The 26,194-nt window shown below is 39.7% G+C and carries 28 protein-coding genes; 6 read left to right on the top strand and 22 right to left on the bottom strand.

Annotation, left to right across the window (positions count from 1 at the left end):
- Positions 1-26: 26 nt before the first annotated feature.
- Together HCN_RS05120 and HCN_RS05115 are read left to right on the top strand one after the other, a co-directional pair.
- The gene (locus HCN_RS05120) at positions 27-1,328 is read left to right on the top strand and encodes a homoserine dehydrogenase (protein ID WP_172583176.1); all 1,302 of its coding nucleotides are present in this window, start codon (positions 27-29) and stop codon (positions 1,326-1,328) included.
- Positions 1,321-1,665, top strand: a complete 345-nt coding sequence (locus HCN_RS05115) for a YraN family protein (protein ID WP_002956617.1) — start codon at positions 1,321-1,323, stop codon at positions 1,663-1,665. The genes HCN_RS05120 and HCN_RS05115 overlap by 8 nt, the downstream gene beginning before the upstream one ends.
- On the opposite strand, the gene HCN_RS05110 is transcribed toward HCN_RS05115, so the two are convergent.
- Genes HCN_RS05110 through HCN_RS05060 form a run of 11 tightly spaced genes read right to left on the bottom strand, consistent with a single transcriptional unit; the run spans position 1,662 to position 10,868 of the window.
- On the bottom strand, positions 1,662-1,856 hold the full coding sequence (locus tag HCN_RS05110) for a DUF5408 family protein (protein ID WP_002956618.1): 195 nt from the start codon (positions 1,854-1,856) through the stop codon (positions 1,662-1,664). The two genes, HCN_RS05115 and HCN_RS05110, sit on opposite strands and share 4 nt — an antisense overlap.
- Positions 1,853-2,665, bottom strand: coding sequence for a metal ABC transporter permease (locus tag HCN_RS05105; RefSeq protein ID WP_002956619.1), 813 nt, complete (start codon positions 2,663-2,665; stop codon positions 1,853-1,855). The genes HCN_RS05110 and HCN_RS05105 overlap by 4 nt, the downstream gene beginning before the upstream one ends.
- Entirely contained in the window at positions 2,662-3,588 is a 927-nt protein-coding gene (locus tag HCN_RS05100; RefSeq protein ID WP_002956620.1) for a metal ABC transporter ATP-binding protein, read from the bottom strand. The genes HCN_RS05105 and HCN_RS05100 overlap by 4 nt, the downstream gene beginning before the upstream one ends.
- Positions 3,588-4,505: a metal ABC transporter solute-binding protein, Zn/Mn family gene (locus HCN_RS05095; protein ID WP_002956621.1), complete on the bottom strand. Its 918-nt coding sequence runs from the start codon at positions 4,503-4,505 to the stop codon at positions 3,588-3,590. The genes HCN_RS05100 and HCN_RS05095 overlap by 1 nt, the downstream gene beginning before the upstream one ends.
- Before the next feature lie 10 nt (positions 4,506-4,515).
- Positions 4,516-5,913 (bottom strand): SH3 domain-containing protein, encoded by a 1,398-nt coding sequence (locus HCN_RS05090; RefSeq protein WP_002956622.1) that lies wholly within the window; start codon positions 5,911-5,913, stop codon positions 4,516-4,518.
- The gene (locus HCN_RS05085; RefSeq protein WP_014666755.1) at positions 5,913-6,311 is read right to left on the bottom strand and encodes an arsenate reductase family protein; all 399 of its coding nucleotides are present in this window, start codon (positions 6,309-6,311) and stop codon (positions 5,913-5,915) included. The genes HCN_RS05090 and HCN_RS05085 overlap by 1 nt, the downstream gene beginning before the upstream one ends.
- 10 nt (positions 6,312-6,321) lie before the next feature.
- The gene (locus tag HCN_RS05080; protein WP_002956624.1) at positions 6,322-6,828 is read right to left on the bottom strand and encodes a low molecular weight protein-tyrosine-phosphatase; all 507 of its coding nucleotides are present in this window, start codon (positions 6,826-6,828) and stop codon (positions 6,322-6,324) included.
- The gene (gene mqnF, locus HCN_RS05075) at positions 6,825-8,081 is read right to left on the bottom strand and encodes an aminofutalosine deaminase family hydrolase (RefSeq protein WP_002956625.1); all 1,257 of its coding nucleotides are present in this window, start codon (positions 8,079-8,081) and stop codon (positions 6,825-6,827) included. The genes HCN_RS05080 and mqnF overlap by 4 nt, the downstream gene beginning before the upstream one ends.
- A gap of 8 nt (positions 8,082-8,089) precedes the next feature.
- Entirely contained in the window at positions 8,090-8,905 is an 816-nt protein-coding gene (mscS, locus tag HCN_RS05070; RefSeq protein ID WP_014666754.1) for a small-conductance mechanosensitive channel MscS, read from the bottom strand.
- Between the two features lie 10 nt (positions 8,906-8,915).
- Entirely contained in the window at positions 8,916-10,151 is a 1,236-nt protein-coding gene (locus HCN_RS05065) for a metal-dependent hydrolase (RefSeq protein WP_002956627.1), read from the bottom strand.
- Positions 10,152-10,160: 9 nt separating this feature from the next.
- Positions 10,161-10,868, bottom strand: coding sequence for a cytochrome c biogenesis CcdA family protein (locus HCN_RS05060; protein WP_002956628.1), 708 nt, complete (start codon positions 10,866-10,868; stop codon positions 10,161-10,163).
- 177 nt (positions 10,869-11,045) lie between these two features.
- Here HCN_RS05060 and HCN_RS05055 point away from each other — a divergent pair, with 177 nt between their 5' ends.
- Complete coding sequence (locus tag HCN_RS05055; protein ID WP_002956629.1) at positions 11,046-12,587, top strand: DEAD/DEAH box helicase; 1,542 nt, start codon at positions 11,046-11,048, stop codon at positions 12,585-12,587.
- A gap of 5 nt (positions 12,588-12,592) precedes the next feature.
- A complete protein-coding gene (locus tag HCN_RS05050; RefSeq protein ID WP_002956631.1) occupies positions 12,593-13,180 on the top strand; it encodes a hypothetical protein in 588 nt (195 codons plus the stop codon).
- Here the strand turns inward: HCN_RS05050 and HCN_RS05045 are convergent.
- From HCN_RS05045 to HCN_RS05030, 4 genes are all read right to left on the bottom strand, one after another.
- Positions 13,170-13,691, bottom strand: a complete 522-nt coding sequence (locus HCN_RS05045; RefSeq protein ID WP_014667563.1) for a methylated-DNA--[protein]-cysteine S-methyltransferase — start codon at positions 13,689-13,691, stop codon at positions 13,170-13,172. The two genes, HCN_RS05050 and HCN_RS05045, sit on opposite strands and share 11 nt — an antisense overlap.
- The gene (locus HCN_RS05040; RefSeq protein WP_014666752.1) at positions 13,691-14,446 is read right to left on the bottom strand and encodes a DUF3943 domain-containing protein; all 756 of its coding nucleotides are present in this window, start codon (positions 14,444-14,446) and stop codon (positions 13,691-13,693) included. The genes HCN_RS05045 and HCN_RS05040 overlap by 1 nt, the downstream gene beginning before the upstream one ends.
- 121 nt (positions 14,447-14,567) lie before the next feature.
- Positions 14,568-14,801, bottom strand: coding sequence for a hypothetical protein (locus HCN_RS05035; RefSeq protein WP_002956635.1), 234 nt, complete (start codon positions 14,799-14,801; stop codon positions 14,568-14,570).
- A gap of 14 nt (positions 14,802-14,815) precedes the next feature.
- The gene (locus tag HCN_RS05030) at positions 14,816-16,186 is read right to left on the bottom strand and encodes a DUF3373 family protein (RefSeq protein ID WP_014666751.1); all 1,371 of its coding nucleotides are present in this window, start codon (positions 16,184-16,186) and stop codon (positions 14,816-14,818) included.
- Between the two features lie 143 nt (positions 16,187-16,329).
- On the opposite strand from HCN_RS05030, the gene HCN_RS05025 reads away from it, so the two are divergent.
- A complete protein-coding gene (locus tag HCN_RS05025; RefSeq protein WP_014666750.1) occupies positions 16,330-16,902 on the top strand; it encodes an adenylate kinase in 573 nt (190 codons plus the stop codon).
- 68 nt (positions 16,903-16,970) lie between these two features.
- On the opposite strand, the gene HCN_RS05020 is transcribed toward HCN_RS05025, so the two are convergent.
- From HCN_RS05020 to HCN_RS05010, 3 genes are read right to left on the bottom strand one after another with little or no spacing between them, the layout of a single operon-like run.
- Positions 16,971-17,567, bottom strand: a complete 597-nt coding sequence (locus HCN_RS05020) for a hypothetical protein (protein WP_041309515.1) — start codon at positions 17,565-17,567, stop codon at positions 16,971-16,973.
- Positions 17,568-19,307 (bottom strand): aspartate--tRNA ligase, encoded by a 1,740-nt coding sequence (gene aspS, locus HCN_RS05015; RefSeq protein WP_014666749.1) that lies wholly within the window; start codon positions 19,305-19,307, stop codon positions 17,568-17,570.
- 31 nt (positions 19,308-19,338) lie between these two features.
- Positions 19,339-20,307: a chemotaxis protein gene (locus HCN_RS05010; RefSeq protein WP_002956640.1), complete on the bottom strand. Its 969-nt coding sequence runs from the start codon at positions 20,305-20,307 to the stop codon at positions 19,339-19,341.
- A gap of 136 nt (positions 20,308-20,443) precedes the next feature.
- Here HCN_RS05010 and ligA point away from each other — a divergent pair, with 136 nt between their 5' ends.
- Positions 20,444-22,399: an NAD-dependent DNA ligase LigA gene (gene ligA, locus HCN_RS05005; RefSeq protein WP_002956641.1), complete on the top strand. Its 1,956-nt coding sequence runs from the start codon at positions 20,444-20,446 to the stop codon at positions 22,397-22,399.
- Between the two features lie 122 nt (positions 22,400-22,521).
- On the opposite strand, the gene HCN_RS05000 is transcribed toward ligA, so the two are convergent.
- From HCN_RS05000 to waaF, 4 genes are read right to left on the bottom strand one after another with little or no spacing between them, the layout of a single operon-like run.
- Positions 22,522-23,184: a YhcH/YjgK/YiaL family protein gene (locus HCN_RS05000; protein ID WP_014666748.1), complete on the bottom strand. Its 663-nt coding sequence runs from the start codon at positions 23,182-23,184 to the stop codon at positions 22,522-22,524.
- A 36-nt stretch (positions 23,185-23,220) separates the two neighbouring features.
- Positions 23,221-24,384 carry a succinyl-diaminopimelate desuccinylase gene (dapE, locus tag HCN_RS04995; RefSeq protein WP_014666747.1) on the bottom strand — a complete coding sequence of 388 codons (1,164 nt, stop codon included), beginning with the start codon at positions 24,382-24,384 and terminating at the stop codon, positions 23,221-23,223.
- Positions 24,385-24,386: 2 nt separating this feature from the next.
- Positions 24,387-24,983 carry a flavin reductase family protein gene (locus tag HCN_RS04990; protein ID WP_002956644.1) on the bottom strand — a complete coding sequence of 199 codons (597 nt, stop codon included), beginning with the start codon at positions 24,981-24,983 and terminating at the stop codon, positions 24,387-24,389.
- Complete coding sequence (waaF, locus tag HCN_RS04985) at positions 24,973-26,139, bottom strand: lipopolysaccharide heptosyltransferase II (RefSeq protein ID WP_232501880.1); 1,167 nt, start codon at positions 26,137-26,139, stop codon at positions 24,973-24,975. Before waaF ends, HCN_RS04990 begins: the two co-directional genes overlap by 11 nt.
- Positions 26,140-26,194 lie beyond the last annotated feature (55 nt).

The raw sequence follows: 26,194 nt of genomic DNA, 5'->3' as shown, positions 1-26,194 counted from the left end.
GATTTTATTAAGATTTTAAGGATTATTTGATGTCAAAGCTTGTTTTGGGAATGGTTGGCTTTGGGGTTGTTGGCTCCAGTGTGTTAAAGGCAATTTTAGCAAATGGTGAGATTATTAATGCAAGGGCAGGGAAGCAGATAGTTTTAAAAAGTATTGTTGTGCGTGATAAAGCAAAAGCGGCAAAAAAACTTGCCGATATGAATGCAAATGTAGCCCTTAGCACGAATATAGATGAGATTTTACAAGATAGTGAGATTGATGTTGTCATTGAGCTTATGGGCGGTGTGGAGTTTGCCTACACAATAGCACAAAGAGCATTGAAAGCAAAAAAAGCTTTTATCACCGCTAATAAGGCAATGTTAGCCTACCATAGAAGTGATATTGCACCCCTTGCGAGTGGTTTGCCTGTGGGCTTTGAAGCAAGCGTGTGTGGTGGCATACCCATTATACGCGTTTTGAAAGATGGCTTAAGTGCTAATCATATTTTAGCCATACGCGGGATTCTCAATGGCACGAGTAATTATATCCTAACTCAAATGCAGCAGTTTGGCAAAAACTTTGCCACCGCCCTTAAAGAAGCGCAGAATCTTGGCTATGCGGAGGCTGACCCTAGCCTTGATATTAATGGTGGCGATGCGGGGCATAAGCTTTTAATCCTTGCTTCCCTTGCGTATGGAATCCACGCTATGCCCGAAGATATATTGATTGAAGGTATTGCTGATATAACGCCTGATGATATGGAGTTTGCGAATGAATTTGGCTATGTGATTAAACTTCTAGGCATTGCTAAAAAGCAAGATGATGAAGTGGAGCTACGCGTCCATCCAAGTATGATTAAAAAAAAATCTATGATTAGCAAGGTTGATGGCGTGATGAATGGCATTAGTGTGATAGGCGATTATGTGGGGGAGAGTATGTATTATGGAGCGGGAGCAGGAGGGGAAGCAACAGCAAGTTCGGTGATAAGTGATATTGTCGCTATTGCTAGGGGGGAGAGTGCGGCAATGCTTGGCTTTAGCCGACCTTTGGAAGAGGGTAAATTGCGACTGAAAGATAAAGAAAAGATTCACTCACGCTACTACATACGCCTTTATGTGAGAGATAAGCCCGGAGTGTTAGGGGAGGTAGCACAGATTCTAGGGCGACATAATATTTCTATTGGTGCATTTTTGCAAAAAGAGACAGATAAGAAAAATATCGCCACAATGCTATTTTCTACACATCATTGCTTTGAAAGAGAGATAAATCACGCATTGTGTGAGCTTGAAAATATAGAATCCATTACCCAAAAGCCTTTCAAAATGCGGCTTGAAGATGAGTATGAGTAGGGCAAAGGGCAAAGAGGCAGAAGACAAGGCGTGTGCGTTTTTGCGTGAAAATGGCTTTGAGATTATAGAGCGGAACTTTTTTGCACGATATGGGGAGATTGACATTATCGCTCAAAGAGATGGAATCTTACATTTTATTGAAGTCAAAAGTGCGAGTGTTGGGGCTAAAAGTGGCTTTGAGCCTATTTATAACATCACGCCAAGCAAGATTGAAAAGCTTATATCCACAATAGGATTCTATCTTTCAACGCAGAATCTCACGCAAGAGTATTGCCTTGATGCACTCATCATCAAAGGTGGGCATATTGAGTTTATAGAAAACATCACTTTGTGCTAGTTGAATTTCTCACGCTCAATGCCAACTTTTTCTTGCAAGGCTTTGATTTCTTTGCTCATAGCCGCTGTGGCACTGACTTGGTTAATTAAGATGTAAATATTAATAAGGCTTAAAAGCAAAGTAGCAAACACACAAAACAACGCAATTTTAACCGCTCTTTTAGCGATTTTGTTTGAATCCTCTTCTCTCATAAAAGCCTCCTTGTAATTTTATGAATAAGTATAGCACTAAACATTCCAAGTGCCAACAGCACGACAATACACGCCCCAATACTGACATTAAAATAATAGGCGATAAAAAACCCAGCCCACATAAAAATAAGTGAAATAAGCCACGAGATAAACATCATAGAGCCAAGCGAGTGGGAAAAGAGATTGGCAATATATGCAGGGATTGATAAAATCGCCAAAACAAGAATAAGCCCAGCCACGCTCATAGACAGCACCACACCAATGGCGATAAGCACAAAGACAATGCTTATCCACATATTCACATTTAAGCCCTTTGTTTGACAAAACTCACTATCATAAAATAAGCCTAGAATCTCATAATAATACAGCCTAACAAAAATGATAAGGAAAATATCAAATGCCGCCATTGCTATCATTTCATCTGTGCCAACAGCGAGAATTGAGCCAAAAAGATAGCTTGAAATATCGCTATTATATCCCGGACTTAAGTCAATAAGAATAATGCCTATTGCCATTCCAAATGCCCAGCTTGCACCCACATAGGCATCTAGCCTTTCTCTTTGGTATAAAAACGCATAGGCTAAAAATATCGCCATAAGCACCCCAAAGCACAACACTCCAAGCATCGTGCTAAAGCCACAAAAAAGAGCTAATCCAACACCGCCAAAAGCACTATGAGCTACGCCCCCAGCGATAAAGACATTTTTATTTGCCACAATCATAGAGCCGATGATTCCACTACAAATACTCACAAGAAATGATACAAATAATGCCACCCATACGAATTGATATGAAAAGAGTTCAATCATAATTTTAAATCCTTGAGATTATCCATCGCTTTTTGTGGCGATAAATTGCGTAAATTTGCCTGTGAATTGCCACCATTGATTTTTATGGTAGCAAAGTCGTGCTTTGCTACTGCGGAAATTATGAGATTTGTTTTAGATTCTAAGTTTTTAGATTTTTCGCTACACTCAAAATGACAAAGTGTGGAATCAACGCTATGATTACCCAAAGACGAATTGTTAGGTTGCATAGCAAAATGAGTTAGCAAATCTACTTCACAAATATGTCCACTCATATCAAGCTCAAAATGTGGAATCTCGTGTATAACAGCATTCTTATTGACATAAAGCACCTTTTTGGCATAGCCAAGTGTGAGTGAAATATCGTGGCTTACCACAACAATACTCATCGTGCGATTAAGCTTTTTGAGCAGTTCATAAATGCTTTTTTGTGCTTTAGAGTCAATATTTGCCGTTGGCTCATCAAGGATAAGAATCTGCGGATTATTCACAATTGCCCTTGCGATAAGCACCTTTTGCCGCTCTCCGCCTGATAGAGCATATAAGGGCTTTTTAGCAAGATGAGTGATTTCTAAAAGTTCCATTGCTTGAAAAATAGAACATTCACTCTTTTTTGGATTGAACCCAAAGATTCTAGGTTTAAGCAGCCCAAGGGCAATGGTATCTCTCACGCAAATGGGGAATTGTATATTGTGATAAGTCATTTGTGGGACATTGCCGATATGGCAGGGCTGTATATTTGAAGTGTAGCTAATCTCGCCCTTATTTGGCTTTAGTAGCCCAAGCAAAAGCTTTACAAATGTTGTCTTGCCCCCGCCATTTGGTCCTATCACCGCCCAAAAATCGCCAGATTCTAGCTTGAAGTTAATCTTTTCTAGCACATTTTCTGCCCCATAAGCAAAGCTTACATTTTTCATCTCTAGCATTATTTGTTTCTCTCTTTGCTAAAGTGCTTTTCTAGGCATTCTTGTAGTTTGGGATTATTCTCATCAAGGGATAGGGCGATTTGACACGCATAGAGAGCAAAGGAGTTAAGCCATTGGGATTTGAGTGGATTGAGAGTAAGAATTTCAAGCTTTAATTCATTCGCAAGGCTTTGGACGCGAGATTTTGAATATTGTGGTTGGATAAAAAGGGCTTTGATTTGTCTTTGTTTAATCTGTGCGATAAGCTCTCTCAAGTCTCTACCCTTAGCTTCTTTGCCATCTTTTTCTATGCTTAATTCTTCTAAGTCAAAATCCCTAGCAAAATCCCCAAAGGCTGGGTGATACACAAGAAAGCTTTTTGTTGCGTATTTGGCAAAAAGATTTTGAGCTTGAATATAAATCTGCTCAAGCTCTTTTGTAAGTTGTGTTGATTGTGTGGTAAAAAAGTCTTTATGCGTTGGTTGCAAGGTGCTTAGAATCTTGGCAATGAATGCTATTTGTGCTTGGGATTCTTTAAGAGAAAGCCAGATATGTGGATTGTGAGTGTGTGTGCTAGAATGTTTAGAATCTTGCGAGTGAGAAAGTGAGCTAGAATCTAAAGTGTGAGCGTGAGATTCTGAGAGATTATAATATTTTAGTTTTGGATTAATGCTGTGGAATTTCTTAAGCCAAGTGGATTCTAGAGGCATTCCCACGCCAAAAAACACTTCAGCATTTTGAATATGCTTCATTTGTTGTATATTTGGCTCATAGATTTCAGGGGATTTGCTAGGCGGGACAAGCACTTCTACTTCTACATATTCTTTGCCGATAGATTCTAGCATTTGCTTTTGTGGCAGAACACTCACAAGCACCTTAATAGGCTCGGCATAGCCACAAAGACAGAGTAAAAGTAAAATATAAGCTATTTTTTTCATTGAGCTTCTTTCATTTTAGATTCTTGCCAAATTCTTGTGGGGCGGTGATTTTTTCAGCAAGTTGAGAGATATTAGACATTGCCTTAACCTTATCAAGCAGAAGTGGGGATTTTGCAAATAATGAATTATGCTCTTCCCCCACATACAAGCTTGTGATAACAACACCGCCTAGCATATTCTCATAGCCTCTGCCCGTAGTCGCACTCCACGCACTATGAGCCACAATCGCCCTGCCTTCATACTCGCCGATGTAGAGCATAATATGCCCTTGTAGCCAAAGGATTGTTTGATAAGGCGTAGCATTAGCAATAATATAGCTTTCTTTTTCTTTGCGTGAAAGATTGCTTAAATCAACTTGATTATTTCCATAATACACTTGGGCTTTTGAATTACGCGGAAGATGAATGCCAAAATTTGTAAAAATATCACGGACAAAAGCCGAGCAATCACGACTTTCTAAGAATCCGCCCCAGCCATATTTATCCCCTATCATTGTATTGATGATTTCAGCAATGGCTTTAGAATCTGCAATTTGTGGGAAAGGCTTCATCATTTCATTAGGCAAATATACCTGTTCTCTTTTAGCTTCTCCATTTGGCAAACGCACATAGACTGCTACGCCCACAGATTGCTTTAGCTGTGTGCCATATTTGGGGAAAATCTGTCCAATGCGTGCTTGTGAGATAAAGTGATGCTGTGAGTTATAGAGTGGAATCTTATCAATCTTTGGGCTGATGTATTGTGTGTAGCTCTCTATCTCGCTAATCTGCTTAGATGTAAGCGTGGCAAGATGAGTAGATTCTACCCAGCCATACACAAAGCTTGATTGTATATGCACCCATTGCTTATCTTTGCTTATGTGTGTAATCAGCACAGGTGTATTGGCAAAGATAAGGGAGTTTTGCCACCTATCAAATGGATAGCCATTTATCTTATTAAACAAGGGCTTGTTTGTCGGCACGGCACGCACAGCAGTCGTTGTGGTGATAATGGCTTTTTGATTTTGGTTTGGATAGGAGCTAAGATTCATAGAATCTATAATATTTTGTGCGATTTGTGGGCTTATCTCTTGGAGATCTTCACCATAGCTTTTATTTTTGCTTTTGGTTTTGCTCTCATTTGTGGCAAGATTTTGCAGTGAAGGCACAATCCAAAAGACTTCATTTTTTTTAGGATTTGGCTTTTGATGCCACGGAGAGAAATGTTTTTGCAAATAGTCTTTTTGAAGTTTTGCTAGGACTTTGTCATTGCGTTTAGATTCTAAATCCGCTGGGAGATAAAAGAGTGCATCTTGAGGCAAAGTCTGTAAATCTTTGACTTGATGGCTAGGGATAACTTTATCCGCACAGGCATTCAAACCTAAGATGAGAAAAAAAGCATATATGATGAAAGCAGGGCGAAATGTCATTATAATGCCCTTTGTTGAAAGGCGTGGATAAGCTCTAAAATCTCGCTTTCATTATAGCCGATGATGAGGCGTTTATCACTTGTGATAATGGGGCGTTTTAAAAGCATAGGCGTGGCAAAAAGTATATCAATTTGCTCTTGTATATGTGAATCTAGGATAGATTCTGTGATTTTGCCTTCTTTTTTGAGATTTTTATAAGTAGTGCCTTTGCTGTTAAGAATGACTTTAATACCTTTAGATTCTATCCACGACTTGAGCTGTTCCTTATTGAGCTGTTTTTGACTTGGCGTAGTGGTTTTTAAATCAATAAAGTGAAATGGAATACTATGCTTATCTAGCAAGGTTATTGCCTTTTTGACACTACTGCAAGTTTTGATACCATAGAGTATGATTGTCATTATCCTGCCTTTAAAAGTTTGGTTGCTTAATATCTAAAAAATTTGAATCGGATTCTATCACAGGATAGTGCATACAAAGCAGATTTCTAACGCAAAATGCAATCATTTGATACACCTTTTCAAAGCCATCCATATCCTTGTAGCCATAAGGGTCAGGGACATCTACACCATTTAGCCCAAAATCGCCTAGCTTTTTTACTTTCTCTTTATCAAAGCCAAGCTGCAATAAATCCTTGTAATTACTTGAATCTAAGGCGATGATAATATCAAAACTATCATCAGCATACACGCTCACACGCCTACCACGCAAATCATCAATGCTAAAATTATGCTTTTTTGCTATTTGTCTAGACCCAGCGTGGGGGCATTCATCAATATGCCAACCGCTTGTCCCTGCTGAATCTACCTTTAAGGGTAGATTATATTTTTTCACAAACTCCCTTGCTATGCCTTCAGCTAGTGGGGAGCGACAGATATTGCCTAAACATACAAATAAAATACTAGAGACTTCTTTCATATTACCACCTTTGCGTTGATATAGAGATGAGTGGGGGAGTTTGCATTAAGGATAAAATGCAGCGGAGCTTGATTTAAATGGGTTTGATTTTCGCAAAAAAGTGGCTTTTCAAAATCAAAAATCGCAAAATCTACACTTTTATTTTTAGCCAAGATTCCATTATTTAGCCCTAAAGCTCTTGCCCCACAGAGTGTAGCACCAAGCAATAAAGTCTTAGATAGCTCTAAAATATCAGCTTGCGGATAGGCGTATAAGGCTGTGCGTAACTCATCAAGTAAATTAACATTATTATTTGAGCTTTTGCCATCAGTGCCAATGGCGGTTGGGCGATTTTGTAAAATCTCAAGGGGCAAAAAAGCATTGTTTAAAAGCCGATTGCTCCGCGGACAAGTGATGAGTGTCGCATTCTCACATAAATCTAGCTCTTTTTGCGTGATGTGTAAGCAATGTGTGAGTGAAAGGGCATTTTTTATAGGCAAGAGCATTTCTAAAAAGCTTTGTGGTGTATAAAAGGGCTTTGCGTTTTCAATGTTAGCTAAGCGTTTAAAAAAGCCCTTAAAATAGCCATCTTGCTGGGTAAGCCACTGCTTTTCTTGTGGAGATTCTAAAAAGTGAGCAGATAGTGGGAGGGTTTCACTCACACAGAGTTCTATAAGTTTTTTTGCCATAATGGGGTGGAGCGAGTAGGGCGAGTGTAGGGCGATGGCGGGGGTAAAAGTGGGCGATTTGAGATTCTTAGCATTATTTAATCGCTCTAGCACATTAGCGTAAAGGAAATCTATCACTTCTGCGTTGCTCCCTATGGCTTCGTTAAAATACACGCAACGCAAAGGGCTATGGGCTAGAATCTCCATATCATTACCATAGCTACTTATCGCCCCCACAGAGCCTACGCCTGATTTTAACTGCTCATTAATCCCTTGATTGATAATGGATTCAAACGCATCATTTTCTAACACATTATCGCGATTTTCCATAAGGCTATCAAGCCATTTTCCAAAATCCCCATAGCAAAACTCCGCCAAAACCCCGCCAAACTCAAAATGTATATGGGCGTTAATAAGGGCAGGAAGCAAGATTCCATTAGGGATAAAAGTCTTTTTTGCGTTTTTAAACTCAGCACTTAGGCTTTCATAATCCCCAACGCGTAAAATGCTATCCTTGCTAGATTCAAAGGCAATGCCACCATTATGCAAAATCTCAAACTTTTCGTTACATACAAACACTAGTCCGGCACCAAATATTTCAATCATTATACGCCCTATTTTGTGCTTGTGATATTCACATCAAGCTTGTTATATGGAATCTCAATGCCGTTTTTATCAAGGGCGATTTTTATAGATTCTAACACTTTGCTTTGTGTGTTTAAAATGCCATATTCTATTTTCACCCAAAAGCGGAGTGTGAAGTTAAGTGAGCTTACTCCAAGCTCGGTTAAGCCTATGAAATGCTGTTGATTTGGATCAACTTCAGGCGTGTTTTCTAGCACATCAATGATAATTTTTTTCACAGATTCTATATCACTTTCATAACCTACACCGATGATAAGCTCAATGCGTCTTTGGTCGTTGAAAGTGGTATTTATGATATTTGCTGTTGCCATATTGCTATTTGGGATAATAGCGACCTTGCCATCATTTAAGCGGAGATTTGTTGTAAAAAGATTTATCGCCTCCACACTCCCTACCAAACCGCCTACTTCAATCAAATCCCCCCTTTTAAATGGACGCAAGATAATCAGCACAATGCCACTTGCCACAGATGAAAGAGAATCTTTAAGTCCAAGGGCGATAGCCACACCCGCAGTCCCAAGCACGGCGATGATGGAATTTGTTTGCACACCAATCGTGCCAAGTGCAGCGACAATCATCACCACAAGGCAGAGAATAAAGACAACTTGAGAGATAAAGCGGGATAGAATCTCATCTTTTTTGGCGACAATCTTGCGGATTTTAGAGCTTAAAAAACGCGAGAGATAATAGCCCACAATCAAAATAATACAAGCTTTGAAAAGAGCTATGCCTAAATGTTCTAGCTGTGGAATAAAAGTTGTAAGAAAGCTTTTAAAATCCTGCATTTTTTATCCTTTAAAGTTTATTGTTGGGATCGTGTAGAATCTCATTGCTTAAAAACGCTTCTACAACACCGCAAAGCTCTTGTTGATAGTAAGGAGAGAATATATCGCTACAAATGTATGTTTGATGTTGATTAAATAGCACAAGCTCGGCGATTTTCCCTTCCTGCAATGCTCCTTTGTTTAGTCCTAGAATTTGTGAGGGCGTGAAGCTTGTGAGCTTTGAGATTATCTCTAATGGAATCTTGTGGCTTTTATGCAAAAATGTATAAAGAAGTGATAGGTAAGATTCAAGGGCATCTATACCAAAACTTGCAAGCTCAAAAACTTGGTCCTTTTTAGAGTTATAATCTGCCGACTGCAAAGAGCCAAGCAAGTCAATCTCGCCATTTTTAAGCTTTTCTAGCAATGCTTTTTGTGAGATAGAATCTACAAGCGGAGGGTTAAGCTTGGCAGCGGTGTTGTAGTTTTGACATAGGCTTTCATCAAGCAGGAGATGATGGATTGGGCTTTGGGTAAAAAACTCACAGGCATAGCCCTTGTTTTTGTAAGATTCTAATAATTCAAAACTACGCGGATAGGTAAGGGAATCAAAAATAAGCCTTAAGGGTAAATCTTTTAGCATTTCGGCGATTTTTGGAATCTCTTTGGTTTGGCTATATGTGGGGATTGAAGGGAGTCCTAACTCCGCACTTAAAAGTCCTTCATTCATCGCCCCATCAGCGAGAGTAGAATCTTGAGGGAAGCATATAAGCGGAATGTGAAGCATTTGAGCGTATTGTGCGATACGCATAAAAGTATGGGCGTCATAATCACTTTTTACAAAAATAGCTTTGCCCCCACTTTGATGAAGTGAGCTAATATCGCTAAGTCTATCATTAGGCGTGAGTGGATTAATCGCGGGGAGCAGGTGGATAGGGGATTTGCTATTTAGGCTTTTTATGAGTTCAATAGAGCCATTTTCACTGCAAGGTGGATTTGTATAAGGATTCAGTAAAATTGTGCCAACACCGCCTTTTAGGGCTTTTTGTGCTAAGGAAATGAGCGTTTTACTTGAGAGAGATAGGGCTTTTGGGGCGATATTTAAATCAATCATCGCAGGAAATAGAATCTTACCCTGTATATCAAGCACCTTTTCATTCTCCATAGGACTTAAAGAGCCTATATGTGAAATCAACCCATTTTGTGTGCGTAAGTCCGCCTCTTTTACTCCCTGATAATCACAAAGTATCGCATTTTTAAACAGCATAAAACTCCTTTAGGTCAGTAAAAAATCACTCTTTTGTGCCATAATCAACACGCCTATAAGAATAAGCAAAATCCCCGAAATCACTTCAATGACTTTAAGAAAGGGCGTGAGTTTTTTGAGCATTTTAAGGGCAGTATTGATAAAAATCGCCACGAGCAAAAAAGCCAAACCAAGCCCCAAGCAATAGCATAGCATGAGCCACAATGCACTATTTTGATTAAAAATCCCAAGAGCTAAGATTGAAGCAAGAATGGGACCCACACAAGGACTCCAGCCGATACTAAAGCCAACGCCTAGCACAAAGGGGGATAAAAAGCCAAAGGCAGTGTGATTTGGGCTAAAATGAAAGGCTTTATACAAAAAGGCGAATTTAAATTGAAACAAAAAATGAATCCCAAAAAGGATAATCACCCCCCCAGCAATATACCGCATAATAGATGAGCTAAGGATTGAGCTAAGGGTAGATTCAGCAAAGAGAGCAAGGGTTATAAAGGTTGCTGAAAAACCAAAGATGAATAAAAGTGAAGCTAGGATTATGCGGGATTTGTGTGTTGTTTTTTGATGTAGCTCTTCAATACTTATGCCAGAGATGTAAGAGATATAAGGGGGGATAAGCGGCAGTAGGCAAGGGCTTAGAAAGGTAAGAATCCCAGCTAAAAAACTTGCCCCAAAAGGCGTAGAATCATAGAGTGTGATAAGGGTGCTTTCCAGATTCACTTTTATCCTTATATTTGATTGTGCTAAAAATTATTAAAGCATTAGCATTATAGCTAAGGCTTATAATATTTTTGTAAATTTATCCCAAAAAGCACAATTTTTGCTATAATCGCGTTTTTTAAATTGCTTCAAATTTATGAAAATAACATTATCAAATCCATTACATAAAGGCAACTAATGACACAAGATTCACAAACACCCACTCAAGAATCTCCAGCCCAAAACGAACAAAGCTTTGAAACATTTGGCTTAAAAGATTTTGTGTTAAAGGGCATTAAAGAAGCGGGATTTAGCTCTCCTAGCCCCGTTCAAGCTCAAAGTATCCCTATTGTTTTACAAGGCAAAGACTTAATCGCTCAAGCTCAAACAGGCACGGGCAAAACGGCTGCCTTTAGTATCCCCATTTTAAATGCCCTTAGTCGCAACAAAGAGATTGAAGCCCTTGTGATTACACCCACACGAGAACTTGCTATGCAAATTAGCGAAGAGGTGCTAAAGCTTGGGCGATTTGGGCGTATTAAAACCATTTGTATGTATGGGGGGCAGAGTATCAAGCGGCAATGTGATTTGTTAGAGAAAAAGCCAAAGGTGATGATAGCTACACCGGGCAGATTGCTTGATCACTTGCAAAATGGCAGGATAGAGAATTTCGCTCCAAAGGTAGTAGTGCTTGATGAATCTGATGAAATGCTTGATATGGGCTTTTTAGATGATATTGAAGAGATTTTTAAGTTTTTGCCAAATACGCACCAAACCTTGCTCTTTTCCGCCACAATGCCAGAGCCTATCAAGAATCTAGCCTTGAAGATTCTAGATAAGCCGGAGTTTGTAAAAATCACTCCCACAGATATTACAAATAAAGACATAGAACAGCAATACTACATTATCAATGAAGGGGAGCGAGATGAAGCGATTGTGCGGCTACTTGAGACGCAAAATCCCACAAAAAGCATTATTTTCACACGCACCAAAAAAGAAGCCGATGCATTGGCGACAAGGCTTGTTACAAAGGGATTCAAGGCTATGGCACTGCACGGCGATATGGAGCAGTGGGATAGACGCACAGCCATTAAGGCGTTTAAGGAAAATGAGATTGAACTGCTTGTGGCAACTGATGTGGCTTCGCGTGGGCTTGATATTAGCGATGTGAGTCATGTGTTTAACTATCACATACCGCTGAATCCTGAAAGCTATGTGCATCGCATAGGGCGAACAGGCAGGGCAGGGAAAAAGGGTGTGGCTATCACCCTTGCCACACCGCTTGAATATAAAGATTTAAGCAAGATTAAACAGATTACAAAAGCAAAGCTCACATTGTGTGAGATTACGCAGGAATACAGCGATGATGCGTTTTCACAAGAGATTTCCCACGCTAAGGTTAATGATAAATCTGTGGCGATTTATGAAAAGCTTAAAGATAAGGTTGATACAACACAACTTTGCCTTAAGCTCATTGCCTTGCATTTGGAAAAAAGTAAGCAAAATAAGATTGGGCTAAGTAAAGAGCAAATCGCCCAGCTTGAATCCCAATCCGAATCTAAAGAGCAAAAACACAATAAAAAATCTAGCAAATTTTCACACAATGCAAAGTCTAAGCCACAATCTCAAAGAAACAATAGCAGGGGTAATGGTAGAGATATGGGCGGAAATAAAAGAGGCAGAAAGCGTTATGATGATGTGGATAAAAGTCAGCCATACACAGGAAGCATTTGGGGGTAGTGGCTGTGGGAGGAATACTTAAGAGATTCTTACTTTCACTTTTTGTGTTGAGTGTGGGGCAGAATCTTCTCGCAGTGGATTTTTCACCCGCACCCATTTATGAGAATAACTCCACTTTTGGCAGTGTAAGTATTGGTGGTGTGGCGTATAATGTCAAAAGTAAGCAGGGCTATGATAATACACGCGGGGCAGTGCTTTTTGGGCTAAAGCGTGGATTTTTGCTTGGGGATTCTAAAAAGGTGCTTTTAAACGCGTGGCTTGAGGGGAGTGCTGGGGTTGAAAACAAAAATGGCTTGTATAGTGGCTCTGTGGGCGGACAGATTGGCTATCGTTTGTTTAATGGGTTAGTGATTGTGTTGCTTGGTGGGGGATTTGAGATGAGTAATCTTGCTATGCCACATATTCCAAAAGAGCAATATAACATCTATGGTGGATTAGCAAGAGCAGAGCTTTTTATAGATATTGCACAAGGCTATGGGCTAAGTGTGGGCTATACACGAGGGTTTAACGAAAAAAGCAAAAAGATTAAAGGTGAATCTTTTGATACACAAGGCATTATGTTAAGTGTGAGTTTTTATGATTTTAGTATTTAGGGCTAGATTCAAGCTCTAAAAGTTTAGCTTTTATGCCCATTGCATTTTTGAATATATCTAAGGCATATCCGCCAATGTCCCCATTTTCACGCACTACACGATGACAAGGGATAAGTATCATTAATGGATTTGCATTGTTTGCGTTGCCAACAGCCCGTGAAGCATTAGGATTATGAATAGCTCTAGCAATGTCTTTATAGCTTCGTTTCTCCCCATAAGGAATCTGCCTTAAAGCTTCCCATACACGCATTTGAAACGCACTTCCCTGTGGCAAAAGGGGCAAATCAAAATAGAGAAGTTTTTTATCAAAATAGGCTTGAATCTGCAAGGCACATTCATCACTTAAGGGCGTTTTGTGAGATTTATTTAAAAGCTTTTTGTCCCAAGTGATGTGTGTGATATGTGTGGCGTTTGTGTAGATTCCTAAAGATATGGGCGTATTATCCCATAATAATGTGTAAATGCCACCATAGATATAGTGGAGATGTTGGATATGTTGGGGATTTGGCATTAGAAATATTTCACTACAACAAGCCTAGCTCCAGAGCCACTTTTGCCACTTGTGGGTGTGATAAAGCTTTGCATATCATTTTTATTTTTCACACCAAAGGCATTTGCAAGGCTCAAATCCTGCAAAATAAAACCCACAGGATCCATAAGAAGCAATGCAGTTTTGCCAAGGAATCTTGAGCCAAGCAAAGTATTGTGATTTTTGTGAATCTTCATACTCGCTTGATAAAATAGCTCTCCTAGAATTGAGCCAACCGCAGGGGTGATGACAAGATCCTGCCAAGAGGGCGTTTCGGCAAAGGCTTCCACACCATATTCCCAAAAGAGTGCAGAAGCAAGAGTGCTATACAGAGCAGATTCAGCCCAGCTATATCCTGCTACACGCGGCTGCATATAATACACTGCACCCCAATATGGGTGAGTAATCCAGTTTAAATACCAATCATCACCATCTACGATAGGACCACACGCAGTTTTCCTAGCCCAATTATCGCCAAGATTATAAATCTCTTTTTTATCCCAGTTTGTTACACTCTCCGGCATAAGATACAGCACACCAGCTCCTACAAGTGTCCCGCCTAAAATTAGCCCAGAGCCAACGCTAAGGTAGCCTAGCCTACTTGTAGGCTCATAGATGTAAGGATTCTCATAGTTTGTTAGATTCTTAGAAACTTGCTCTAAGGGTTGTAATGAGCTGTAATCAAAATGTTCTGCACAAAGGAATATGGGATAGGCAAAGAAAAAGCAAAATCGCATTATAAATTGTCTTAACATTGTTGCACCATAGGTTTTAGATTCACAATTTCTAGTATTTATAAATAAGCGGAAAAAAGAGAAACTGCCCCGATATGATAGCATACAGGGGCAAATAGAAGTGTTATTTACCAGCAACTTGTGCTTTGTTTGGATTATCAGCAGCTTGAGCTATCATACAGCTTTCAAGCGTTTTGGCATCAGCGGCATTATCCACTTTTTTTAGCCAACGATTGATTTGAGCCATTGTCTTAGATGATGGATCAGGAGCATTATATTGCTTCATAAGTGAAGCACAATCTGCTAACATAAAGCTAGGAAGCCCAGCGATAAGGGCGATTGCAATATATTTTTTCATTTCTTACTCCTTTCTTAGAATCTCAAAAGATACGCAAGAGCGATGTTTTGATTTGTAATATCTGCTTTTGGTGTAGGCATAGGCATAGCAGCTGTGTTATAATCAAAATGTTGTCTTGTGTAGCTTAGGCGGAAAAATTGATTCAAATCAAGCTGCCAAATCGCATAGACATCGTGTACATCACCGCGTGTATTGCGGAAGTTGAATGGATCATTAATGCTTACACGAGAGAAAGCATACCAATATTGACTACCTTTGAAGTATTCGTAGCCGATTTTGAAAGTCGAGCCAATATCATAACGCAATCCAGCGTGAACCGCCCACGCATTTTCGTTGGCAAACTTGATATAAGGCGTATCCGCATTTTGTGTATTTGCTATTGTTTCTGCTAGCTTGCTTGACTTACCATTACTACCTTTATAATAACTTGCTGATACAAACCAGTTAAGCCCTGTGCCAAGCATTTTGTCATTTTCAATATGAAGATTCACATATTGCATATCGCCAATATTTTGGGCGGGAATTACAGCATTAGTTGTATTTGTTGAGCCATTAGTTGAGCTAGTCTGACCTGTTTTTATATCAGGTGTGGCATAGTTTTGGAGATTGATATAAGTCAGCATTAAGAGATTTTGCCCAAAGCTTTTTGGTGCAAAAGGTGTTTCAAACGCACCAAAGAACAGATTTGCATCACTTGCACCTTTATTACCCCAAATATTTCCACCAGCAGAAGAACTATTTGGATTCAAGGGTTGATAGATTTTAGAATATCCAGCTCTTAGGGCTGCGTTTGTATAAGGTTTGAGTGTTAGCACAGCACCATCGCCAAGTGCATTTACCGCAAGGGCAGGGTATGTGCTCATACGAGCCGAGCTATTGCGGAGATTTGATCCGGGACCATCAGTGCCGGGCAAACGACCGATAGTAAGGGCGGTATATTTCCCCATATAAATATCTACATAGGCTCTTTCTACATAGATAGCACTTCCTCCGGCTATACCGCGTCCTGCATCTAGCGAACCGATCGTCCCAACTGCAGGATAACCCAAATCAATATCACCAAATGCTTTTGTCATAGAAAGACGCCCTGTGAATTTTGTATATCTATTCACATCGGCATTCATATTAAGGTAAAGTCCCATAGCCCAGCGGTTTTTGTAATTTTTCGTTGTGCCTTCTGCTTTTGATTGAATGTTGTTTAACGCTGTGGTAAATTCAAGCCCAAATTTCACTTTATTAAGTGTGGCGGCAAGCTCATTTGCATCAACGCGATCATTGAGTTCATCAATGTCTTTTTGAAGAGAATCTAATGTCGCAGCCAAAGTAGAAGAAGATAGCAGAAGCAGCCCCCCCCCAAGTGTAGCGATAAGCTTATGTCTTAGCATAAAAACTCCTTATTTGTGAAAATTTAAAGGTGGGATTTTCTTATTTTTTTGCTGAAAAATTGCTGAAAGCATATACTCTTAAGGTTTCACAAGTTATAATTTTAGCTCTGTTGAAAATCATAAAACAATGTAAAGGAGAGTTTATGAAAAAGTTGTTTTTAATCATTGGAGCACCGGGCAGTGGGAAAACCACAGACGCACAGCTTATCGCAAAGAATAGTGCGGATTCTATCGTGCATTATTCCACGGGCGATTTGCTAAGAGAAGAGGTCGCAAGTGGCAGTGAGCAAGGGAAAATCATAGATGGCTTTATCAGTAAAGGGAATCTTGTGCCGCTTGATATTGTGGTAAGCACGATTGTAAAGGCTATGGCAAACGCCCCAAAAGATGTGATTATCATTGATGGGTATCCGCGAAGTGTGGAGCAAATGGAAGCCTTGGATAAGAAGCTTAAAGCTCAAAGCGAAGTTAAGCTTATAAGCGTGATAGAAGTTGAAGTGAGTGAATCTATGGCACGAGATAGAGTTCTGGGACGAGCTAGGGGGGCTGATGATAATGCAGAAGTATTTAATAATCGTATGCAGGTGTATCTCACTCCGCTTAAAGAGATTGAAGCATTTTATACACAAAGCAATGTGCTACATAGGATTAATGGTGAGCGGAGCATTGAAGCGATTGTAAGTGAAATGGAAGCCTTTATTAAAAGTAAGATTTGAGTAAAATAGATTCTAAAGGTTGCGGTGCTAGATTCTGTAAGAGAATAGAATCTAGCGGATTTTAGAATCTAAAATCCCGAGTTTTGAAAGAGAACTTGTTTATAAGATGGTATCCCATAGTTTTTGCCGGTAAAATCATATTTGTCAAAGATAGAGAATTGAAATGCTATGCAAAATATAAAAAGCACAACGCCAAGGCAAAAGCCAAAAATGATTGTAAGGCTTGAAGCTAGCACGATAGATGCATTGAGCTTGGGTGTGTTGCGGAAAAAGGTATTACACACAATGCCGACTATAATAAAGCTTTCCCATATCACAAACCAAGGAATCATAAAAATTTGATTGCTGAGAGTTAGGGTAGCAGGCAACCCCGTGAGAGAAAAGGCAACAACAAGGGCAAGACATACGCCAAAAACAACAAGACTTTGTCGCAATATGGGAATAAATATAAGAAAAAATGCAGGAAGATTCACGACAAAAAGATAAAAAACAAGGACAATTCCCCTTGATATAAGTTCTAAATAAGTGTGTTCAAAAAGTGGTGCTTGTGTAACGAAATATCGCCAAGCTAAAATACCAAGAATGCAGAGTGTCGCATAAAGCACAAAGAGAAAGGGCAAAGAGAGAAAGAAACTCTTTGTTTTTATATTATTATGAGAATCCACTCATTCCCCTTTAAGGCGGATATGAACATCTCTTAGCTGCTCATCGCTTACCGCACTTGGGGCAAGGGTAAGTGGGCAGGTAGCTTTTTGCGTTTTAGGGAAAGCTATCACATCGCGGATACTTTGCGTTTTAGCTAAAAGCATAATAAGCCTATCAAAACCTATGGCAATTCCCCCGTGAGGTGGCGCTCCAAAGCTTAGGGCTTCAAGCAAGAATCCAAACTTATCTTGTGCTTCATTATTGCTAATGCCAAGCAGTTCAAACACGCGTTTTTGAATGCTATCTTTATGGATTCTAATGCTTCCACCGCCGAGTTCAATGCCATTTAGCACCACATCATAGGCGATAGATTCTATCTCTTCAACATCATCTTTGTCTAAATCTTTTGGCATTGTGAAAGGGTGGTGCAGGGCTTTGACCTTGCCATCTTCTTTTTCAAACATTGGGAAATCCACCACCCACAAAAACTTCCGCATATTTTCATCAATAAGATTCATATCCATAGCAATTTTTAATCGCAACCGCCCCATATAGTCCCACACGACTTTTTTAGCCCCAGCACCAAAGAAAATAATGTCATTAGGCTCCGCCTCCACGCGTGAGATAAGCTCATTCATAGCAGATTCTGAAATAAATTTCACAAGCGGACCTTTCAATTCGTTTTCCTTCACTTGAATATATGCCAAACCTTTAGCACCAAACTTCCGCACAAACTCTTCTGCCTCGCCCAAACTTTTGCGTGTAAAAAAGCTATCTCCACCTTTGACACAAAGTGCCTTAAAGCGATTATTTTTGGAATCTTTAGCGATATTTTTAAATATCTCATTATTAGAATCTAAAAATAAATCGCCGACTTCCACAAGGGGCATTTCAAAGCGTAAATCCGGCTTATCACTCCCATAAGATTCCATTGCTTGAGTGTAAGGCATACGCATAAAAGGCGTTTGTATGCTTTCGCCACAGGCTACAAAAATATCCTGCAATAATGTCTCCGCCATAGTAATAATGTCATTTTGCTCACAAAAGCTCATCTCAATGTCAATTTGAGTAAATTCGGGCTGTCTATCCGCACGCAAATCCTCATCTCTAAAGCATTTGGCAATTTGAAAATATTTATCAAAGCCACTCATCATTAGGAGCTGTTTAAAAAGCTGTGGGCTTTGGGGCAGGGCATAAAACTCGCCAGAATGCACGCGAGAAGGCACGAGATAGTCCCTTGCTCCTTCAGGTGTAGCCTTTGTGAGAATGGGTGTCTCCACTTCAAGAAAGCCCATTTTTTGTAAGCTATTCCTTGCTGCGATTGCCGCATCGGAGCGGATTTTAAAAATATTATAGGCTTTAGGAGAGCGTAAGTCCAAATAGCGATATTTAAGCCTTAACTCTTCATTCACACTTTCATCGCCAATGGCAATGGGAGGTGTGGGCGATTTATTTTCAATCACTAGGCTTTCAAGCACGACTTCAATCATTCCCGTTTTGAGCTTTGGATTTTCTAGCCCTTCACCACGAGTGCGGATTTTCCCTTTAGCGATAAGCACATATTCATCACGCACACTTGAAGCAATGCTATGAGCCTGACTATTCGGGTCGCACACAAGCTGGATAATCCCGCTTTTATCACGCAAGTCAATAAAAATTACGCCGCCGTGGTCTCGGTAAGTATTACACCAGCCACATACCTGCACTTCTTTGCCAATATGTTTTTCATTTAATTCTGCACACAAATGAGTTCTTAACATTTTTTACCTTTTTCAATATGATGTTGGGATTCTAAAAATCAATATCTACGAGAATCTGCCGCAATGCTTGTTCTATCTCGGTAGGATTTGATTTACTAACAAAGCCATCGGCTTTCAGTCGCTCCGCCATTTGATGGTTGCTATCGCTACTCATTGATGAATTGATAATCACAGGGATATGGCAAGTTGATGGTGTTTCTTTAATGCGTTTTAACACTTCAAAGCCAGAGACAACAGGCATTTCTAAATCCGTGATAATCGCACCAATCTTTGCTGCCACACCCGGATTATGCAAGTAGTCAAGTAAAGCTTCACCATTAGGGAAGCTAAAGTATTTTAGATCAAGCTTTTCTATAATTCTTTGCAAGGATTTTGCCGCCGATTTAGAATCTTCAGCCAAAAGCACGATTTTATCACTAGCAATACTTTGCAAGTCGTTAATCTCAAGCTCATTTGCAGCATTACCTACAGGAAAGGCTTCTGTAAGCATTCGCTCCACATCTAGAATCTGTATCACAGAGCCATCATCATATTTTGTTGTTGCTGTGATTTTCGCATCGCCATCAATGCCAAATTCCGATCCGACACTAATAGCATTCCAGCTTTTGTGAATAATGCGTTTCACACCCATAATCTTAAGCCCCACGGTGTTGTTTGAAAAGCTACAAATAATCACAAGGCTTTTTTCGGTATTGAGTGAGTATTCTCGCAAATCTCTGCAAGGATCGTCCTTGCTATAATACAGCCATCGCCGCATATCTACAAGCGGAATTGTCTCATCTCTTACCGTGAGATAGCCTAGAATAATTCCGCTATTATCCCCAACGGTTTCTGTTAGCTCATTATCATAGTAGATAATCTCACGGATTTTAAATACATTCATTGCGTAAAGCTGATTTGTGCCATCTTTTTCCTCTTCAAGTGTAAAGCATAAAAACTGCACTTCATTATTAAGGTGTAACGAAGTGGTTTTGTCAATTGCATTTTGTCCCTGTGTCAAACCCTGCCTCCAAATTTGGTATTTTCAAAACTTAGCATTTGCAAAATGTAGCATTTGAATGAAAGTGCTATAATTCTATCGCAAAATACATAAAATAGCATTAAATCCTAAAAACTTAGAATCTAAAGGGCAACTTATGACGCAGCAAGAATACAGCTCAAACATTCAAAAGCTCACAAAAATGGCGTATCATTACTATGTGCTTGATGACCCAATCGCCACGGATAGCCAATATGATGAGCTGTATCATCAAGTCTTAAACTTTGAAAGGCAAAACCCAATATTGATTAGCCCAAACTCCCCAACCCAACGCGTAGGTGGCACACCTTTAGAATCTTTTAGTAAAAATTCCCATATAGAGCGTATGTGGAGCTTGGAAGATGTCTTTAATCAAGCGGAGATGCAAGAGTGGTGTGAAAGGATTTATAAAAGCTATCCGCATTCACACTTTACCTGTTCGCCAAAGTTTGATGGGGCAAGTCTCAATCTCTTATATCGTGATGGAATCTTAGTGAGTGCGACTACAAGGGGCGATGGCATTGTAGGAGAGCTTGTAACGAGCAATGCTAGGACGATTCAAAGCATTCCTTTAAGCATTGATTATAAAGGTGAGATTGAGATACGCGGAGAAGTTGTGATAGCTAAAGATGATTTTGAAAAGATAAATAACGAGCGATTGGAGCAGAATCTAAGCCTTTTTGCTAACCCACGAAACGCCGCTGCTGGCAGCCTAAGACAGCTAGATTCTAAGATTACGGCTCAAAGGAAACTCCGCTTTATGCCTTGGGGGATTGGGGCGGGGCTTAGTCAATTTGGTAGCTTTTATGAAGCGTTACAAAAAATTACAGATTTTGGCTTTGCTCCTGTGCCTTTCCTTACGCACTGCGAGGGAAGTGATGATATTATGCAGATGTATAAAATACTTATATCAAAACGCGATGACTATCCCATAATGCTTGATGGTATGGTGATAATGCTAGATGAAATAGAGATTCAACAAAGGCTGGGCTGGACGATTAAAGCTCCGCGTTTTGCGTGTGCGTTTAAGTTTCCAGCGGTGGAGAAAAGCTCTAAGATTCTAGATATTACCTTGCAAGTGGGACGCACGGGGATTATCACACCTGTGGCGGAACTAGAGCCTGTGGAGATTGAAGGGGCGATGATTGCTCGTGCGACACTGCATAATTTTAGCGAGATTGAACGCAAGGATATACGCATAAATGATGAAGTGATTATTATCCGCAGTGGCGATGTGATACCTAAGATTATTAAGCCTATAACTGCGTTGCGTGATGGCACACAAATCCCTATCACAAAGCCCACGCATTGCCCTGTGTGTAGGCAGGAGCTATTGATTGAAGAGATTTTTATCAAATGTCAAAATTTGAGCTGTGAAGCACGAGTGATAGAATCTATTATCCATTTTGCTTCAAAAAAAGCACTCAATATTGATGGGCTTGGCGAAAAGATTGTAATTCAGCTTTTTGAAAATGGCTTAATCCAAAGTATTTTAGATATTTATGCTTTAGAAGAATCTCAGCTTTTAGCCCTTGAGGGCTGGAAAGAAAAAAGGGCGAAAAATCTTATTGTAGCCATACAAAATACCATAGGCGTGGAACTATGGCGTTTTATCAATGCACTTGGGATTGAGCATATAGGCGAGGGGGCAAGTAAGAGATTAGCTCAAAGCTTTGGCAGAGATACTTTTAGTGCGGATTTTCAGCAGATTCTAGGTCTTGATGGCTTTGGGGAAGAGATGGCGTATTCACTTGTGGAGTTTAACCACGCAAATAAGGAGCTTATAGCAAAATTGCTTGAAATTATTAGTCCAAAAATTGAGCAGATAAAGCTTGATAGTGGGCATATTTTTTATGGCAAAAGTATCGTGCTAACAGGCACATTGAATAAGCCACGAGATGAGATTGTTGAAATGCTAGAATCTAAGGGGGCAAAGATAAGCTCAAGTGTCAGTAAGAAGACGGATTTTGTGATTTATGGAGAAAAGGCAGGGAGCAAACTTGAAAAAGCACAGAATCTAGGTGTTAAGACTTTGAGTGAGGAAGAGTTTATGGCGTGTATGCAGGAAAGTTAAGCTGAGATTCTAGGCGAAAGCATATTTATTTTAGAGATTTTGGACTTAAAGCAGACTCGCAAGTGATTGATTGAGTTTTGCTAGAGATTCTAATTTGCAAGTTTTTAAATTTACCACTTGCCTTAGAGAATCAGGCTTACCGGGACTTTTAGCACACTTTTTTTGATAATTTTAGAATGTGGGAGTATATCAGGTGTTAGCTCTAAGCCCCCAGCGTGTGTGTCTTCTGGAAAAAATATAGCCAAATCCCCACTACTTAAAAGAATCTGTGTGCGGTAAGGGGCATTTAAAGTTTCGTTGTTTGGGAGTGTATAGCAAGATTCTAGCATTCTATTTTGATTATTGCTAGAATCTTGCTGTGTTTGCGTTCCTTTGGTATTTGTATTACTTAAGCAAAGATTCTGTGGTAGGGTGTTTTCATACACGATTAAATCCCTAGATTCATTATAAGGGATTTTCACATCAAAAGTGTCTTTATCGCCAATACACATATACTCATAGCCACTTATCACAAGCTGGAAGTCCAAATAGGCTTTGTGTGTTTCAAAAAATGCGTTTTTCATAGGCTTAAGATAATAGCTTTGCTCAATGGCTCTAATGCCGTATTCAAGGGGATAGCTCACTTCAATTCTATCTTGAAATTGTGGAATTTGAAGTGTTGAAATTCTTTTATGAATCTCACTTTGCGGATTGAGAGCTTGAGAGATATATTCTTTTACGACATTGAGCTGTGGGTAAGCTTTAAAAAACCACTCTAATGTCCTAGCTTGTGCGATAATTGCCATTTATAACTCCTTTTATAGATTGTGTAGATTCTAAACTCAAACAAATTTTTTAGCACTATTTTTAAAAATTGCTAGAAAATCAATGAAAATATCGTGCAGTATGAGAATATCATCTATTTTTACTCGCTCATTGATGGCGTGGATTCTATCATTTGGGACGCCAAGTTCTACCACTTTGACACCAAAAGCAGAGAAAAATCTCGCATCGCTTGTCCCACCGCTTGTGCTAAGCTCCGCCTTTTTACCCACCTTTGCTTCAATCACGGCATTGAGTGATTTTACAAGCTCTGTGTTGCTTTCAGTGATAAAGGGCAGAGAGCTTGTTTTGAGTGTCAGCGTATAGGGCAGTGTAGCAAGAGTAGATTCTACATATATGCGGATAGAAGATTCATCACTTAAAGGGGAATTTCTTACATTAAACATTATTTTAAGATTCTGCGGTGTTACATTCACAACCTCCATACCCCCGCGAATATCGGTTATCACAAGTTTGCTTGGTTCAAAATAGCTATTGCCATTATCAAGATTCACTCCAGCCAAAAACCCAAGTCTGCTCCCAAGCAATTCTATGGGATTAAGACATTTTTGCGGATAGGCGGCATGCCCTTGTTTGCCTTCAATGATGAGTGTGCCATTAATGGATCCGCGACGCCCGATTTTTATCGTATCGCCTGTGTGATGTGTGCTTGTAGGCTCGGCGACAATACAGCAATGGGGCAGTAAGTGGCGTTTTTGTAGCGTTTCTAGCATAATTTTTGTGCCATAAGTTCCTTCCCCTTCTTCATCGCTTGTAAGTAGGATAGAGAGCATACAATTTTCAAGGCTTTGAGATTCTAAACTTTGGCAAATTGCACTCACAAACGCACTCACACCGCCTTTCATATCCTGTGTTCCCCTGCCATAGATATATCCATCTACTTCTTTAGCAGAGAATGGTTCATACTGCCAACTTTCCCCTGTGGGGACGACATCAATATGCCCAGCAAAGCATAAATGGGGCAATGCACTTATATCAGCCCCCTTTGGATAGAAAAGGTAAAAAAGATTTTTCACACCATTATTTTCCTGCTCAATGACAAGGCTTTCTAAAAGCGGGGTTTGAATCTGGCTAAATTTTTCTTTAATCATAGTGTAGATTCCACATTCCTGCGGGGTGATGCTAGGGAGCTTGACTAAATCTTTTAATAATGACAAGGGCATAATCAATCCTTTTTTTCGTGGTTGTTTTGTAAGAATATTTGACTGCCCGGGCTTTTGTAAATCCGCCCTACGCGTCCAATAAATTGTGGCAAAAAGTTTAAATCCTGCGTATAAATTTCATCAGCGATATAAAAGCTTTTTGCTTCAAGTAGCACACTCTTACTATCGCCAAGCTCTAGCACATCATACAGCTCACACATAAAAGCGACTTTTATTCCTTGCGGCACGGGTGGATAGTTAGATTCTATAATCTCAAGCGAAATACCAAACTCACTCGCTTCACTCACATTAAAATCAAGTTCATTGCTAGAATTCTGCAAGGCTTCTAAATGCGAAAGCTCGCACATACTGATGGTAGCTCTTTTTGATTGTGTGATATTCCTAAAAGTATCTTTTTGACTGCCATCACTTTTTTGCATTATACAGAGCGAAAAAATAGGCGGATTCACGCTGATGGGTGCAAAGAAACTAAAGGGTGCGAGATTTATCCCACCATTTGGAAAAATCGTGCTAACCCACGCGATTGGGCGGGGGGTTATGGTATTACTTAGAATCTTGTAGCGTTGCAATGGTGTGGAGCTATGTGCGTCAATTATCATCATTTAGCCTTTTTTGGTTGATTTCTAGCACTCTTAGAGTGGAAGTGATAACTTCCTGTGGCGAGATGAGCTTCATACAATTATGATGTTTGAGCGGACATTCACGCTTTTTGCAAGGAGAGCAGGGCAAGTCAGCGTGAAGTAGGGCAATAGACTGCTCTGTGTGGGTTGGGGTATATGGGGCAGTTTCATTTATATCTGTTGGTCCAAAAATGGCTACTATTGGGACCTTCAACGCTGTGGCGATATGCATAGGTCCGCTATCATTTGTAACAAATACACTCATAGCGTTGATATAGTCAATTAATTCGCTTAAGCCTGTTTTATCTGTGAGATTATGAAAATATTGTAAGTTTTTATGATTCTTTAAGGCGTTAGCAATGTCTATATTTGCACTAGATTCAGCACTTGATCCAAAAAGATAAACTTGATATTCTTTATCTAAAAAATATTCTATCACGCTTACAAAATGCGACTGCTCCCATCGCTTCGCACTCCCAAAGGCAGCACCGGGATTTATACCGATAATTGGCTGATTTGAGTTTGTTTTTGAGGAAGCTAAATGTGCTAAATCTATGGAATGTGAGATAAGCGTTAAAGGCTTTGTTGAAAGGGCTTCTAGGATTTCATTTGGCATTAGAATCTTATGTGAAATTGGCTCTTTTGGGGCATTATTTGGCAATGTTCTTGTAAGAGTGTTAGAAAGTGTGTGTGCGACTTGCTCTCTTACTTGTAAAAGTGGGGCGATGAGAGAGAGATATAAAAGCACTTGATGATATTTTTTGCCTTGTAAATTTTGCTTTTGTAATTTTAATGCGTGGGTAAGCAAGAATCCACGAGCGTTTTTTGCGTAACCTATACGCACAGGGCTTTTTATGAGATACAAAAGCAGGGCAGAAAAAAAGGTGTTGCTAAAAGTAATGGCTAAGTCGTGTTTGCCTATGGCGTTGGCTAAGTCTTTTGTGGCTAGGATTCTAGATTTAGCCTTTTTGCTTTCATCAATAAAAATATGTTTAATGCGTGAATCTCGCTCATAGATTCCACAACTCGCCTTTGTGCCTACAAGGCTAAAATCAGCACAGGGGAAGCTAAGCTTAAGCCATTCAAACGCAGAAGACACCATAACGCTATCGCCTAGCCAATTTGGCAGCCGCAACAAAATGCTTTTAACATCTTTGGTATGAATTGTATGATGAGATTGAAACAAGATT

Source organism: Helicobacter cinaedi PAGU611, assembly GCF_000284635.1.
In the GTDB taxonomy this organism is placed as follows: Bacteria; Campylobacterota; Campylobacteria; order Campylobacterales; family Helicobacteraceae; genus Helicobacter_C; species Helicobacter_C cinaedi.
The sequence above is the reverse complement of the archived record's forward strand: the minus strand, read 5'-3'. Positions and strand labels throughout refer to the sequence as shown.

What these genes read in the sequence shown, in the direction of transcription:
- HCN_RS05115 (WP_002956617.1), top strand. Translation starts at nt 1,321, where the DNA reads ATGAGTAGGGCAAAGGGCAAAGAGGCAGAAGACAAGGCGTGTGCGTTT.
- HCN_RS05110 (WP_002956618.1), bottom strand. Translation starts at nt 1,856, where the DNA reads ATGAGAGAAGAGGATTCAAACAAAATCGCTAAAAGAGCGGTTAAAATT.
- HCN_RS05105 (WP_002956619.1), bottom strand. Translation starts at nt 2,665, where the DNA reads ATGATTGAACTCTTTTCATATCAATTCGTATGGGTGGCATTATTTGTA.
- HCN_RS05100 (WP_002956620.1), bottom strand. Translation starts at nt 3,588, where the DNA reads ATGCTAGAGATGAAAAATGTAAGCTTTGCTTATGGGGCAGAAAATGTG.
- HCN_RS05095 (WP_002956621.1), bottom strand. Translation starts at nt 4,505, where the DNA reads ATGAAAAAAATAGCTTATATTTTACTTTTACTCTGTCTTTGTGGCTAT.
- HCN_RS05090 (WP_002956622.1), bottom strand. Translation starts at nt 5,913, where the DNA reads ATGACATTTCGCCCTGCTTTCATCATATATGCTTTTTTTCTCATCTTA.
- HCN_RS05085 (WP_014666755.1), bottom strand. Translation starts at nt 6,311, where the DNA reads ATGACAATCATACTCTATGGTATCAAAACTTGCAGTAGTGTCAAAAAG.
- HCN_RS05080 (WP_002956624.1), bottom strand. Translation starts at nt 6,828, where the DNA reads ATGAAAGAAGTCTCTAGTATTTTATTTGTATGTTTAGGCAATATCTGT.
- mqnF (WP_002956625.1), bottom strand. Translation starts at nt 8,081, where the DNA reads ATGATTGAAATATTTGGTGCCGGACTAGTGTTTGTATGTAACGAAAAG.
- mscS (WP_014666754.1), bottom strand. Translation starts at nt 8,905, where the DNA reads ATGCAGGATTTTAAAAGCTTTCTTACAACTTTTATTCCACAGCTAGAA.
- HCN_RS05065 (WP_002956627.1), bottom strand. Translation starts at nt 10,151, where the DNA reads ATGCTGTTTAAAAATGCGATACTTTGTGATTATCAGGGAGTAAAAGAG.
- HCN_RS05055 (WP_002956629.1), top strand. Translation starts at nt 11,046, where the DNA reads ATGACACAAGATTCACAAACACCCACTCAAGAATCTCCAGCCCAAAAC.
- HCN_RS05045 (WP_014667563.1), bottom strand. Translation starts at nt 13,691, where the DNA reads ATGCCAAATCCCCAACATATCCAACATCTCCACTATATCTATGGTGGC.
- HCN_RS05040 (WP_014666752.1), bottom strand. Translation starts at nt 14,446, where the DNA reads ATGCGATTTTGCTTTTTCTTTGCCTATCCCATATTCCTTTGTGCAGAA.
- HCN_RS05035 (WP_002956635.1), bottom strand. Translation starts at nt 14,801, where the DNA reads ATGAAAAAATATATTGCAATCGCCCTTATCGCTGGGCTTCCTAGCTTT.
- HCN_RS05030 (WP_014666751.1), bottom strand. Translation starts at nt 16,186, where the DNA reads ATGCTAAGACATAAGCTTATCGCTACACTTGGGGGGGGGCTGCTTCTG.
- HCN_RS05025 (WP_014666750.1), top strand. Translation starts at nt 16,330, where the DNA reads ATGAAAAAGTTGTTTTTAATCATTGGAGCACCGGGCAGTGGGAAAACC.
- aspS (WP_014666749.1), bottom strand. Translation starts at nt 19,307, where the DNA reads ATGTTAAGAACTCATTTGTGTGCAGAATTAAATGAAAAACATATTGGC.
- ligA (WP_002956641.1), top strand. Translation starts at nt 20,444, where the DNA reads ATGACGCAGCAAGAATACAGCTCAAACATTCAAAAGCTCACAAAAATG.
- HCN_RS05000 (WP_014666748.1), bottom strand. Translation starts at nt 23,184, where the DNA reads ATGGCAATTATCGCACAAGCTAGGACATTAGAGTGGTTTTTTAAAGCT.
- dapE (WP_014666747.1), bottom strand. Translation starts at nt 24,384, where the DNA reads ATGCCCTTGTCATTATTAAAAGATTTAGTCAAGCTCCCTAGCATCACC.
- HCN_RS04990 (WP_002956644.1), bottom strand. Translation starts at nt 24,983, where the DNA reads ATGATAATTGACGCACATAGCTCCACACCATTGCAACGCTACAAGATT.